Source organism: Streptomyces griseus (assembly GCF_001715295.1).
Taxonomy (GTDB): Bacteria; Actinomycetota; Actinomycetes; order Streptomycetales; family Streptomycetaceae; genus Streptomyces; species Streptomyces griseus_G.
This window is the reverse complement of the sequence record NZ_MDKB01000002.1, coordinates 376,673-388,710: the sequence shown is the minus strand read 5'-3', so window position 1 is coordinate 388,710 and position 12,038 is coordinate 376,673. Positions and strand designations below refer to the sequence as shown.

Below are 12,038 nucleotides of genomic sequence, written 5' to 3'. Positions count from 1 at the left end.
CACAGGTACGGCCGGTACGGGACTCCCGTACCGGCCGTACCTGTGTTCCCGGGATGGCTCGGGGTGCTTCCAGGACACACCGGCTCACAGATCGTCAGGCAGGAGCCGGAACGCGGCGTGGCCGGTGAGCGGGCGCATGATCCTGAAGCGCCGGTCGGAGGTGAAGAGATCGGCTGTGCGGTAGGCGGCGGCGAGTACGACGTTCATCGCATCGGTCAGGCCGACCCCCCGGCCGTTGTCGGCGTCCTGGTACCCGCGCATGACGGCCATGGTGCTCCGCAGGTGGGACGCGACGTCCGGGAGCTCGAAGCGGCGGACCTCGACCTGGCGTGCCACGAAGTCGAGTGCGTTCATGGAGGCGCCCGCCCCGATCTTCGAGGTCAGCAGGTGATCCAGTTCGGTCAGCACCATCGGGGGCACAACGAGGTGCCCCACCTTGCTCAGCGCTTCTCTGTGCGCCCCGTGGCGGGGGTCCTTGGGGGTGAAGAGGCGGTACAGCGCGTTCGTATCGGCGATCGCGACGGGGATGTCAGTCATCGACCCGGCCCAGGCCCCGCAGCGTGGCGTCGATCTCGTCGTCGGAGAGTTCGGGCCCGCCCAGGTCGGGAAGGTCCAGCGGCCCCATGGGGTCTGTGCGGAAGGGGTACGCGGGTCTCCCCAGAGGCAGACCCCGGGGGACGATGTCCCCTATGGGAACGCCGTCCTTCGTGATCGTGACCGTCTCGCCGGCCTGTACGCGGGCCATGACCCGCGAGGTCTGCTGATTCAGCTCGCGGAGCGGGACCTCGCTGCTGTCGTTCATGGAGTCAGCGTACTACTCGTTCTACACAGGCGCCCGGACCTCCGGTTCTCAGCCGTACGGGATGTGGACGACGGCATGGTGGACGCACCGCCCTGGGTGCCCGGACCGTTGCCGCGGGGATCGCGGATGTGGACTTCGTACCCGTGGACGGGGTCAAGCCCTTGCCTTGACGCGAACGTCAAGGAATACGGTCGCGGTATGCGAATCGGGGAGCTGGCCGAACGCGCCGGGACGACGACACGGACGCTGCGGTACTACGAATCACGCGGACTGCTGCACGCCCGCCGGGCGGACAACGGCTACCGCACGTACGACGAGGCCGATCTGCGGCTGATCCAGCAGATACGGACCCTGCAGGACTTCGGGTTCGACCTGGAGGAGACCCGTCCCTTCGTCGACTGCCTGCGCGCCGGCCACCCGGCCGGCGACGCCTGCCCGACCTCGCTGGCGGTCTACCGGCGCAAGCTGGGCGAGTTGGACGCACTCATCGCCCAACTCCAGTCGGTCCGTACGGAAGTGGGCACCCAGCTGGCCCGCGCCGAACTGGAGGCTTCCGCCGATCTGCCGGGCGGCCCCGAACCACGATGCGAACTCAACTGGGAGAACGAGGGCAGATGATCCACGCAGAAGGTGTAGCCGAGGTCACCGACACGACGTTCGATGCCGAGGTCCTGGACGGGGAGCTCCCCGTCCTCGTCGAGTTCACGGCGGACTGGTGCGGCCCTTGCCGCCAACTCGCTCCTGTACTGAGCGCGATCGCCGCCGAGGAGGCCGGCCGCCTGAAGGTCGTCCAGATCGACGTGGACACCAACCCGGGCATCGCGAGCCGCTACGCCGTCCTCTCGATGCCGACGCTGATGGTGTTCCAGGGCGGGGAACCGGTCAAGTCGATGGTGGGCGCCCGCCCGAAGCGCAGGCTGCTCCAGGAGCTCGAGGACGTGCTCCCGGCGGCTTGAGACCAGGCCGACTCAGAGGCCGCCGGGCCAGCTGTCCATGCGGGGGAACCTGCCCGAACAGCTGGCCCCCTACGCTCTGTCGAAGCGATTCAGGCGCTTCACGAAATCCTCGATGCCCGCGAGCGCGGTCGTGTCCGTCCCGCGATAGCGGAGTGTCGCATCGACCAGCGTGGGGGACATGTAGGCCGGAAGTGCCCACGGTCATCCCCTCTTGCGTGAGATACGGATGAGCGCCGCCGGTACCGAGCAGCGCCGCGACCCCGAAGTCGGGCACCTTCACCACTCCGCCCGGCGTGAGCATCACGTTGAGGAAGTTCCTCGCCCGCGTCGCCGGGCTGCGCTCGGATCTGCGGCCCGAGGACATCCTGGCCACGCCGACCGTCGTCCTGGCCATCCGCCTGAAGTACGGCGTCTCGATCACCGCGGGTTCACTGTTCGCCTTCTCCCAGGTGTCCCTGCTGCAGACCGCGCTGGCGCTGCAGGGGATGGGGGCCAGGGTCGAGGTGGTACCGATCTACGCCTGACGGGACCGTCCTGGCGGACACCGGCCGCGCCTGGTGGAGGCCGCAGGGTGCAGGCCGGTTCCCCGTTGTCGTGGTGTGACCTCGCCGAGCGAAGAACCCCGCCGCTCCGAAGCTGGTGGAGCGGCGGGGTTCTGGTCGGGTGCCTGGAGCAGATCAGATGATGGCGGACTCCCTGGCCTTCACGTCGGCGACGAACGAAGCGAACGCGCAGGCGGCGAAGTGCAGAACTGGGCCGCTCGGGTCCTTGGAGTCACGCACGGGAACCACGCCGTGCGAGACGACGAGGTTGGCGGCGACCTCGATGCAGTTGCCGCCGTTGTTGCTGTACGAGGACTTGAACCAGCGGGGGGATTCGGTGGTCACGTGGTGCCCTTTCACAACTGGCTGATCATGGTCACGGATGACGCTTGCGACAGTGCTTCGGCCTGGAGCTGATGGTAGGCCGTCAGCATGGGCATCACGGACGTACTCTCTCGGTCCAGGTGCCCCTGAGCCTGCGACTCGGCATAGCAGATCACGGACCGATCCGGCAGCGTCAAGAGGTTGACGGGCAGGTCGAACGTGCGTCGTGCGCCTATCTCGAACGGTGCCACCTGTAGCACCGTGTTCGGCAGCTCGGCGAACTCGACCAGACGCTCCAGCTGGGCTGCCATGACCGAGGACCCGCCAACGGGCCGACGGAGGCAGCTTTCGTCCATGGTCACGAACATCATGGGTGGCTGGTGCCGCACCAGCGCCGCCTGTCGCTCCGCCAGGAACGAAACGCGCTCATCCGCTTGCTCAGGCGTGATGGCACCCCGCCGCACGGCGCTGTTCGCCAACACCCGTGCGTAATCCGGTGTCTGAAGCAGGCCGGGAATGATCCCGATCTCGAACAGCCGAATCTCTACTGCTCGGCCCTCATGTCCCACGTACTCGGGGAAGCCTTCCAGTAGCGAGCCGTGTCGCATGTCGCGCCACTCGCGCTCGAGCGAATCGGCGGAACCGGTGATGCCGAAGACGAGATCGGCTTTGCGGGAGAAGGGGAGAGTCGGCGGCTTCCGGCTGGTTTCGACAGCCGAAATATGCTGACCGGAATATGCCAGCTTCTCGGCCAGCTCTTCCTGATTCCAGCCTCGATCCTCCCGCAACCTGCGCAGGTGGGCGCCAAAGGCTGCTCGAGGGCTGCTCCCAGGGTCCAATTCCTTGCGGTTGACCATTCCGCCGCCCAATCCTTCCTTCTGTATTGCCCAGTTGAAGGGCTCCTGACTCTACGTCACGCTGGGCGGGCCCCGTAGCGATGCGACTACAGAGAGGAGTGGGTCGTGCCCTGGAAGCACACTCCCCGGTCACCCACCGCCCGGCAACGCCGCAGCGACGCGGACGAGCCGGTCGCGCCGATCGATGCGGATGCGTTCTGGCGACTGGTCCCGGACTGGGTACCACGCACCGGATACGCCATGCCGAGCACGCACGTGCTCAAGGAGGTCGAGGTCGGACTACGGAAGGGAGTTCGAACGGTGAGTGACCCCACGGCTGTACCGGCGCTTTACGCGCCTGCCCCGGAGCCCGTGCCTGTGGAGGGTTGCGACGTGTGCGGGGCGCTGAAGCGGCAGCGAGTGTCAGCGCATGCGGCAGGGAGCGTCGTCACGGTCCGGAGTTGCAACGAGGAGATCGCAAACCATCCGCACCGTAGAGCCGACCGGGAGTGAGGGCGAAGAATCCCGTGGCGAACCGACCGCGAAGCGTGAAATGCGCACTCGCTTCCGCCGGACCGGAAGCGATCGACGTGAGGCCGGTCATCTTCGATCGGCACTACGACAATCCCCGGGCACGGTTCGGGATGTGGATGCGCCCCTCTCAACGAAATGAGCCCCTTGGTCGGTCCCGCGTGGCGCGTCCACTTCCGGAGAATCCGACCCGCAACCGATGCGGATGAACAGCAGTTGGTGGCGGTCGGAAGGCTAGACAGGCAACGGCAGAAAGGCGGGACATGAGCACGAAGGTGCAATCCGAGGAGACGCCGGTGTGGGCGGCGGGCACGGTCGGGGAGGACGTGATGACCGTGCACAAACTCACCGGCCCGTTCGATGACCCCGAGCGCTCTCGTGAGGTGACGTCGGTATGCGGTGCCGGTGAGGCCGGTGACGAGAAGGACGTATGGACTCGCGCCGTGAACTGTCCGGGTTGTCTTGCCCTCGCATGACTCCGCCCCCTGGGCCCGGCCGAGTCCTGGCCGGTCCGAAACGGGCGGCCGGCAGTGGGTGGCAGGCAGGTGCTGGCTGTACTGCCGAGGCTCAGGACTGCTGGTGACGTGGCTCGGGCCCGTCTCGTCACGCGGGATGGACGCGCCGATGTACGGCTGCGAGGCCTGCATCGCCGAGCTGGACCGCATGGTCCGGGACCACTTCGCCGCGAAGGACACCGCCATCCCCTGATCTCCCGCCTCCCGGTGCTCGGTACGACGCCGGGGAGGCGGGGCCCCACCCCGCCCTCGGCAGGGCGGGTCGCAAGAGAACGATTCGACGAAACACCGAGAGGACACCTCTATGAGCCCGTTCTGGATGCTCCAGGCCGACGGAGGAAACCCGCAGGACGACAGCGACTCGGGTAACAAGCACGGCGGAGGTGGCTCCGACGAAGGCGGTAACAGCAGCGACGGGCAGACACCGGCGGACGGGCGCTGACCGTGTCCGAGAAGACGATGTCGGAGGCCGGTCCTGACGGGCTGGCCTCCGGGCTCATGAAAAAGGGTGTGCTGGCTTCCGACTGGCTGCCGGCCTTCAAGGCGGTGCCCCGTCACCTCTTCGTCCCGGATGTCATCTGGCCGGGGAGAGCGGGAGCGAACCGCCAGGACGACCAGGTGGTTCGGTCGGAGGACCCGGAACTGTGGTGGAAGACCGTGTACACGGATGCTCCGATCACGACACAGTGGGATGACGGGAAGCACACGGGCCCTGGCCGGGGTCGTACGCCGTCCTGCTCCAACTCGATGCCCACGATGGTGTTCTCCATGCTCGCGGCGCTGGACGTCGAGGCCGGTCACCGGGTGCTGGAGGTCGGCACGGGCACGGGCTGGAACGCCGCTCTGCTGTGCCACCGGCTCGGAGACATGAACGTCGTCACGGTCGAGGTGGACGAGCGGATCGCAGCCACGGCCCGCGCCCGGCTCATGGCTGCGGATTTCCACCCGAAAGCCATCGTCGGCGACGGCGCGCGGGGCTACGGCAAGGACGCGCCGTACGACCGGATCATCGCCACGTGCTCGGTCGGGAGCATTCCGGGCCGGTGGGTGGGCCAGACCGAACCGGGGGCGGTGATCGTGGCCCCGTGGGGGCCTGTGTACGGGGGCGAGGCGGTGGCCAGGCTCACGGTCACGGAGGCCGGAGTGCTGACCGGCCGGTTCGTCGGCTCGTCCGCCTTCATGCGGCTCCGCGAGCAGAGGAAGAACCTGCCGCCCGCGAGCGACTTCCTCGACGAGGACCTCTGGCCCGCCGGCGGCGTGGAGTCCAGGACGACACTGTCACCCGACGACGTGGGCGAGTGGATCCACATGTTCGCGATCGGTGTGCAGGTCCCGGACATGTTCTGCCGTGTGTCGGACGTACGGGAGGACTCCTACCGGCTGTGGCTGTTCGACAGGGGAAGGACGAGTTGGGCGTCGGCCGACTACACGAGCGGGGAGACCTCCTTCCGCGTCGTGCAGTCAGGGCGTCGCGACCTGTGGCGTGAACTGGAGGCCGCGTGGCGGTGGTGGTACCAGCAGGGCCAACCGGACTTCGACCGGTTCGGCCTCACCGTGGATCACCGCGGCCACGTGGTCTGGCTCGACGCTCCGGCCAACCCTGTGCCCCGGTGGGCTCCGGGGCCTCGCGCGCGGAACGAGTGAAGTAGAGCCGTCGTACCGGCCCTCCGGCTCCCTGACGCCCGTTCGGCGCGTTGCGCTCAGGGGGCTTTCAGCAGCTCGCGGAGGTTGCCGACCAGGGCGTGGATGTCACGTTCGGTGGGCGGGTCGGCGGGAGCCTCCGGGGCCGCTCCGGAGGCGGGCGTGCGGCAGGGGCGGCAGAGGCCGTCGGGGAGTGCCGCGGAGGAGCCGGGTGTGCCGCATTCGGTGCACTCCATCATCAGACGGCGTACGGGGGCGCCGGATACGGCCGGGGCCGAGGCTGCGGGCAGGCGGGGCGGGATCTTGTCGCGGAGGCGGCGGCGGACGAAGCCGACGGAGGAGTCGACCCGGTCGGGGAGCCCGGCGGTGAGGGCGTGGGTGAGGTAGTCCGTGGTCACGCCCCGGTCCAGCCAGGCGGTGGCCAACTCCTCCAAGGCGGTGCAGTCGGCGCCGGAGAGGGCCAACCGGGGCTCGTCGCGGCCGAGTCGGGCCAAGGCCAGATAGGCGGGCGAGGGGCCGTCCGGGGTGGGCTCGGAGGCCCGCTGCTGCGGCACGGCGGGCACGGCGGGCACGGCGGGCACGGCGGGCGCGGCGGGCACGGCGGGCACGGCGGGCGCGGGCTGGGGCGCGGGCGGCGCGGCGGGGGGTTCGTCGGTGGGGGGCGGGGAGCACGGCGGCGGGGACACGGCCGGGAGCGCTGCGGCTTCCTGGGCGGCCCGGGTGTTCTCGGCCTTGACGAAGGCGTCCCACCACTCGTTGTCCCGGGCGGTGCGGGACCAGTACGTGCGGGTGACCCAGCGGCTCTCGCCCTCGCCTGCCTGGCCCTGTGCGCGCCGCAGGTGACCGGCGACGGTCAGGGCCCTGAGGGCGCTGCCGACGGCCATCTGACCGCACAGCGGAAGGTGCTTGGCCAACGTCTTGATGTCCATGGCCGCGCCGTCGGGGAGGTGGTCGACGTATCCCGCGATGTGGCGCTCACGCTCGGGCAGCGGCGCGAAGTCGTCGGCGTGCGGCGGGCGCTGGTCCGGGACCGAGCGCTTGCCGTAGCCGCGGTGGGCCTTCGGGTACGGGCGGGAGGATGCAGGGGCGCGCAGGGCGGGACTAGGGTGCTCGGTAGCCACGAGATCGTCTTCCGTTCGATCTTGGGGTGAGACCCCGGCCCGGTGTTGGTCGCACCGTGTCGGGGTCGTTTCGTCGGAGGCGCCGTAAGCAGGTGTGACGTCACGTGGCAAGCTGATCACATTTAGTCATACCGGCTGGTCGTGACGGGGCGGGGAGGGTGGGGAGGTTTTCCCAACCCCCTTCTTTCCCCTACCGGTTGACCAAGAGCGCTCGAATCCCGGAGCCCGCATCCCGGCCGCCGGATCCCGGAGCTCGAGCGCCGGGCCGGGCCCCCTCCGTGTACCCACGAAAGAGTGAGCCGGTCGGTCCCGCAGCTCGGACCCCGGAGCCCGCATCGGCTCTCGAAGCCCGGAGCTCGACGAACGAGAGCGCATTCTCCTCCACGTCGCGCCGCCGTCGATCCAGCTGAAGCCCTCCGGGGACGTGTCCAGTCAACTCGATGCGATGTGGCTGAAGGGATCGGTACACCATCTCGCGGATCCGAGCGTAGAGCCTGTGATGCGGCCGGTACGGGACTCCCGTACCGGCCGCATCCGTCTGCCCGGGGCGGACCCGGCCTTCCGCGTGTGTGCGGTGTGATCATTCCGTGCTGGTGTCGTGGGGGTGAGGGCGAAGGAGTATCACTGTCCTGAACAGGCACAAGGGGTGGGGATACTGAAGACCGTACGACACCGGGGAGCGGCCTTCGCGCTGCTGCTGCCGGTCATCATCGGGATGGCCGGATGCGGCACGGCGGACAAGGCCGAGGCGGGGAAGGCGGTCTACGGACAGCCGCTCGCCGAGCAGTTCCAGGCGGCGACGGACGCGACGCGCGGGGCGGGTACCGCAGCCTTCGTGTCGACCCTGACGTACGGGACGGCGGGCGGTGACGCCGTGTACCGGGCGCGGGGGAGCCAGGACTACGCGAGCGGGACGTCACGCGCGAACATCGGCCTCAGCGCCGGCCGGAACGTCTCGAAGGACACCCTGAAGCTTCTTGGTGCCGCTCCCCAGGGCGGGCAGGTGATGGCCACCGCCGGTGACGACGTCTACGTCCGGCACGGCAGGTCCGCCTGGCTGAAGTACACGCCCGAGGCCGTCAACCGGCTGGGCGAGGCCACCGGTGTGATCGCCGCGCATGCCGCCGGGGACGCGGCGCCCTACAGCGGCACCCTCGCGGATCTCGTGCCCCGGGTGATCCCCCGGGAGCGGCCCGAGCGGCAGGAGGACGGCAGTCGGGTGTACCGGGTGACCGCGCTCCCCGAGGTGGCGGCCGAACTGCTTCCGCGTGACTTCCAGCGCATCCCGGACGGCTGGGGGACAGAGCCCGTCCGGCTGACGGTGCGCTTGGACGCCGTCGGGCGGCTGGCCTCCGCGACCGCCGACCTCGCTCCCGTACTGGACCGGCTGCACGAGCGGAAGCTCCTTGGCGATGTGCGGACGCTGCGTGCGGCGTACAGCCTCTCGGCCTTCGGCGAGCCCGTGAAGGACGGGAGGCCGGGGAAGGGCGGAGAACCGGTCGAGGACGCCGGCAAGGTGCTGGTCTTCGTCGGCACGCTGAAGGGCGGACGGTGCGCCACCACCGGCGACACCGGACTGGGCTCCGAGGCGATTGTGCGGCCCGTCGACTGCGCGGACCGACATGATCTGCGGGTGCTGGCCCAGGTGAAGGTGGACCGGAGCCTCCCCGGCAAGCAGGAGACCGTGAACGGTGACACCTACGCGAGGGAGCAGTGCGGGCGTGCCTACACCGCCGCGCCGCAGGACTGGCGGCGCGGCGGCCGTTATGCGGAGGGGTTCAGCTTCGTGGGGGAGTCCAGCGTGACCGTCTCGGTCCTGGTCGGCCGGACGCCGGGCGCGGGCGGGACGAGGACGACGGTCGCCGGCTCCTACACCTGCTACGTCCAGGCCCCCTGACCGCCGGTCGGCCGAACGGGGGTGCCGTACGGCCTGGGGGCGGTGCGGTCGCCCTCGAAGGACGCCCCGCGGGGGTGGTGCTGCACGCCCAGGCAGCTACAGCAACAGCAGCGAGGGAGACTCCTGCGTCGAGGTGTCGACGGCCTCCGGCGTGGTGCGCGTTAGGCTCGGGGTCCGGCCACCTGCGTCTGCGGAGGAGCCGGGGCGGCACTCCGGGATGACCGGATGTGTCGCCCCGCGCCGCCCCTCAGGCCGGCCGCAGCCACACCGTCGCCAGCGGCGGGAGCGTCAGCGTGATGCTGGTGTCCCTGCCGTGGGACGGTGCCGCCTCCGGCTTCAGCGGGCCCTCGTTGCGCACGTCGCCGCCGCCGTACCGTGCCGCGTCCGTGTTGATGATCTCGGCCCACGCCTCGGGGCCGTCCGGCACGCCGATGCGGTAGTCGTGCCGCACCACCGGCGAGAAGTGGCAGACCGCGATCAGCGGTGAGCCGTCCGCGTCGTAGCGCACGAAGGAGAGCGCGTTGTCCTCCGCCGCGCCGCCGTCGATCCAGGAGAAACCCTCCGGGGACGTGTCGCGCTGCCAGAGCGCGGGCAGCGCCCCGTACACCGCGTTCAGGTCGGTGACCAGCGTGCGGACGCCCCGGTGGTCGGCGGAGGCCTCGTACGTCTCGTCCAGCAGCCACCAGTCGGGGCCGTGGCTCTCGGACCATTCGGCGCCCTGGGCGAACTCCTGGCCCATGAACAGGAGTTGCTTACCGGGGTGGGCCCACATGAAGCCGAGGTAGGCACGGTGGTCGGCGCGCCGCTGCCACCAGTCGCCGGGCATCTTGGAGACCAGGGCCTGCTTGCCGTGCACCACCTCGTCGTGCGAGATCGGCAGCACGTAGTTCTCGCTGTACGCGTACACCATCGAGAACGTCATCTCGTCGTGGTGGTACTTGCGGTGCACCGGTTCCTTCGACATGTACACCAGCGAGTCGTGCATCCAGCCCATGTTCCACTTCAGCCCGAAGCCCAGGCCGCCGAGTCCGTCGGGCCCGACGTCGTGCGTGGCGCGGGTGACGCCGCTCCAGGCGGTCGATTCCTCCGCGATCGTGACCACGCCCGGATTGCGCCGGTAGACGGTCGCGTTCATCTCCTGGAGGAAGGCCACCGCGTCCAGGTTCTCCCGGCCGCCGTACTCGTTGGGCGTCCACTGGCCGTCCTCGCGCGAGTAGTCGAGGTAGAGCATCGAGGCCACGGCGTCGACCCGCAGGCCGTCGATGTGGAACTCCTCGCACCAGTACGTGGCGTTGGCGACCAGGAAGTTGCGGACCTCGGTGCGGCCGTAGTCGAACTCCAGGGTGCCCCAGTCGGGGTGTGCCGCCCGCCTCGGATCGGAGTGCTCGTACAGCGGGCGGCCGTCGAACTCGGCGAGGGCCCAGTCGTCGCGCGGGAAGTGCGCGGGCACCCAGTCCATGAGGACGCCGATGCCCGCCCCGTGCAGGGCGTCGACCAGGAAGCGGAAGTCGTCCGGGGTCCCCATGCGGGACGTCGGCGCGTAGAAACCGGTGACCTGGTAACCCCAGGAGCCGCCGAAGGGGTGCTCCGAGACCGGCATCAGCTCGACGTGGGTGAAGCCGAGCTCCCGCACGTAGGCGGGGAGCTGGGCCGCGAGATCACGGTAGCTCAGGCCCGGCCGCCAGGAGGGGAGATGCACCTCGTAGACCGAGAAGGGGGACTCGTGCACCGGCCGGTCGCCCCGGTGCGCCATCCAGTCCCCGTCCTGCCACACGTGGTGCGAGGCCGTCACCACCGAGGCCGTCGCGGGCGGCACCTCCGTGTGCCGGGCCATCGGGTCGGCGCGCAGGGTGTGCGAACCGTCGGGCCGGCAGATGTCGTACTTGTAGACGGCCCCCTCGCCGACCCCGGGGAGGAACAGCTCCCACACCCCCGTGGAACCCAGCGAGCGCATCGGGAAGGCCGTGCCGTCCCAGTAGGTGAAGTCGCCCGTGACACGGACGCCGCGCGCGTTCGGAGCCCAGACGGTGAAGCGGGTGCCCGGCACACCCTGGTGCTCCATCGGCTGTGCGCCGAGCGCCCGCCAGAGCTCCTCGTGCCGGCCCTCGCCGATCAGGTGCAGATCGAGCTCACCGAGCGCCGGCAGGAAGCGGTACGGGTCCTCCACCTCGATCTCGTTGTCGTCGTAGGCGACCAGCAGGCGGTACTCCGGCACGGACGGCATCGGCAGGACGGCGGAGAAGAAGCCGTCGCCGTCGTTCTGCAGCTCGGCCCGCACGTCCTGCGCCAGCACGGTCACCGAGCGGGCGAAGGGGCGCAGGACCCGGACGACGACCCCGCCCCGGGCGGGGTGGGCGCCCAGGACGTCGTGCGGAGCATGGTGTTCACCGGCGAGGAGCCGGCTCCGGTCGGTGTCGGCCAGAGCCGCGGCCGGAAGGGCGTCCTTGCTCCCACCGCCGCGCCGGGGACGGGGCGGTGTGCCGGTGGCGGCGGGCTCCGGCGCAGGAACGGCCGGGGTTCCGGCGGCGGCGGGCGCGTCGCGGGGGACGGGCCGGTCGGCGGGGAGGCGCCCGGCGGCCGTGGCCTTCGCGGCCGCGGTTCCGGCACCCGCTGACGTGGTGCCGGGGGCCTTGGCGGCGGTGGTCCTGGTACCCGCGCGGGTATTGGCGGTGGTGGCCCTGCCGGCCGCGGTGGTCTTGGCGGCGGTGGTGCGCTTCGCCCTGCGCTTGGCGGGCGGTGGCGTGTCGGAGGACGGCGCGCCGACCTCGGCGGTCACGGGCGGCGCGGCGGGCGGGACCTCGACGGGCTCGGGAGCGGACTCGGGCGACGTGCGGGACGGCTTGCGGGCGGTCACAGGGACTGCCTCCTCGGGG

14 protein-coding genes are annotated in these 12,038 nt (G+C 70.3%); 8 read left to right on the top strand and 6 right to left on the bottom strand.

The window, feature by feature from the left end:
- Window positions 1-84: 84 nt before the first annotated feature.
- Complete coding sequence (locus BA175_RS08205; protein ID WP_069170631.1) at window positions 85-537, bottom strand: PIN domain-containing protein; 453 nt, start codon at window positions 535-537, stop codon at window positions 85-87.
- The gene (locus BA175_RS08200; protein WP_069170630.1) at window positions 530-802 is read right to left on the bottom strand and encodes a type II toxin-antitoxin system Phd/YefM family antitoxin; all 273 of its coding nucleotides are present in this window, start codon (window positions 800-802) and stop codon (window positions 530-532) included. The genes BA175_RS08205 and BA175_RS08200 overlap by 8 nt, the downstream gene beginning before the upstream one ends.
- A 198-nt stretch (window positions 803-1,000) precedes the next feature.
- Between BA175_RS08200 and BA175_RS08195 the strand changes: the two genes are divergently transcribed.
- The 3 genes from BA175_RS08195 to BA175_RS31090 all read left to right on the top strand — a co-directional run bounded on the left by BA175_RS08195 (window position 1,001) and on the right by BA175_RS31090 (window position 2,282).
- Entirely contained in the window at window positions 1,001-1,420 is a 420-nt protein-coding gene (locus tag BA175_RS08195) for a MerR family transcriptional regulator (RefSeq protein ID WP_069170629.1), read from the top strand.
- On the top strand, window positions 1,417-1,758 hold the full coding sequence (trxA, locus tag BA175_RS08190; RefSeq protein ID WP_069170628.1) for a thioredoxin: 342 nt from the start codon (window positions 1,417-1,419) through the stop codon (window positions 1,756-1,758). The genes BA175_RS08195 and trxA overlap by 4 nt, the downstream gene beginning before the upstream one ends.
- Window positions 1,759-2,051: 293 nt before the next feature.
- Entirely contained in the window at window positions 2,052-2,282 is a 231-nt protein-coding gene (locus BA175_RS31090) for a DUF6119 family protein (protein ID WP_069170627.1), read from the top strand.
- Between the two features lie 153 nt (window positions 2,283-2,435).
- On the opposite strand, the gene BA175_RS08180 is transcribed toward BA175_RS31090, so the two are convergent.
- Both BA175_RS08180 and BA175_RS08175 read right to left on the bottom strand, forming a co-directional pair.
- On the bottom strand, window positions 2,436-2,645 hold the full coding sequence (locus tag BA175_RS08180; RefSeq protein ID WP_069172007.1) for a DUF397 domain-containing protein: 210 nt from the start codon (window positions 2,643-2,645) through the stop codon (window positions 2,436-2,438).
- An 11-nt stretch (window positions 2,646-2,656) separates the two neighbouring features.
- A complete protein-coding gene (locus tag BA175_RS08175) occupies window positions 2,657-3,481 on the bottom strand; it encodes a helix-turn-helix domain-containing protein (protein ID WP_069170626.1) in 825 nt (274 codons plus the stop codon).
- 773 nt (window positions 3,482-4,254) lie between these two features.
- Here BA175_RS08175 and BA175_RS08170 point away from each other — a divergent pair.
- From BA175_RS08170 to BA175_RS08165, 4 genes are all read left to right on the top strand, one after another.
- A complete protein-coding gene (locus BA175_RS08170) occupies window positions 4,255-4,467 on the top strand; it encodes a hypothetical protein (protein WP_069170625.1) in 213 nt (70 codons plus the stop codon).
- Window positions 4,468-4,570: 103 nt separating this feature from the next.
- A complete protein-coding gene (locus BA175_RS32105; protein ID WP_302622486.1) occupies window positions 4,571-4,699 on the top strand; it encodes a hypothetical protein in 129 nt (42 codons plus the stop codon).
- A 111-nt stretch (window positions 4,700-4,810) separates the two neighbouring features.
- Entirely contained in the window at window positions 4,811-4,948 is a 138-nt protein-coding gene (locus BA175_RS31085) for a hypothetical protein (RefSeq protein ID WP_175420771.1), read from the top strand.
- A 2-nt stretch (window positions 4,949-4,950) separates the two neighbouring features.
- Window positions 4,951-6,150: a methyltransferase domain-containing protein gene (locus BA175_RS08165; RefSeq protein ID WP_254667836.1), complete on the top strand. Its 1,200-nt coding sequence runs from the start codon at window positions 4,951-4,953 to the stop codon at window positions 6,148-6,150.
- A gap of 56 nt (window positions 6,151-6,206) precedes the next feature.
- Here BA175_RS08165 and BA175_RS08160 read toward each other — a convergent pair whose 3' ends face one another.
- On the bottom strand, window positions 6,207-7,268 hold the full coding sequence (locus BA175_RS08160) for a hypothetical protein (protein ID WP_069170624.1): 1,062 nt from the start codon (window positions 7,266-7,268) through the stop codon (window positions 6,207-6,209).
- A gap of 646 nt (window positions 7,269-7,914) precedes the next feature.
- On the opposite strand from BA175_RS08160, the gene BA175_RS08155 reads away from it, so the two are divergent.
- Entirely contained in the window at window positions 7,915-9,165 is a 1,251-nt protein-coding gene (locus BA175_RS08155; RefSeq protein ID WP_069170623.1) for a hypothetical protein, read from the top strand.
- A gap of 247 nt (window positions 9,166-9,412) precedes the next feature.
- Here BA175_RS08155 and glgB read toward each other — a convergent pair whose 3' ends face one another.
- Complete coding sequence (gene glgB, locus BA175_RS08150) at window positions 9,413-12,019, bottom strand: 1,4-alpha-glucan branching enzyme (protein WP_079159453.1); 2,607 nt, start codon at window positions 12,017-12,019, stop codon at window positions 9,413-9,415.
- Between the last annotated feature and the right edge of the window lie 19 nt (window positions 12,020-12,038).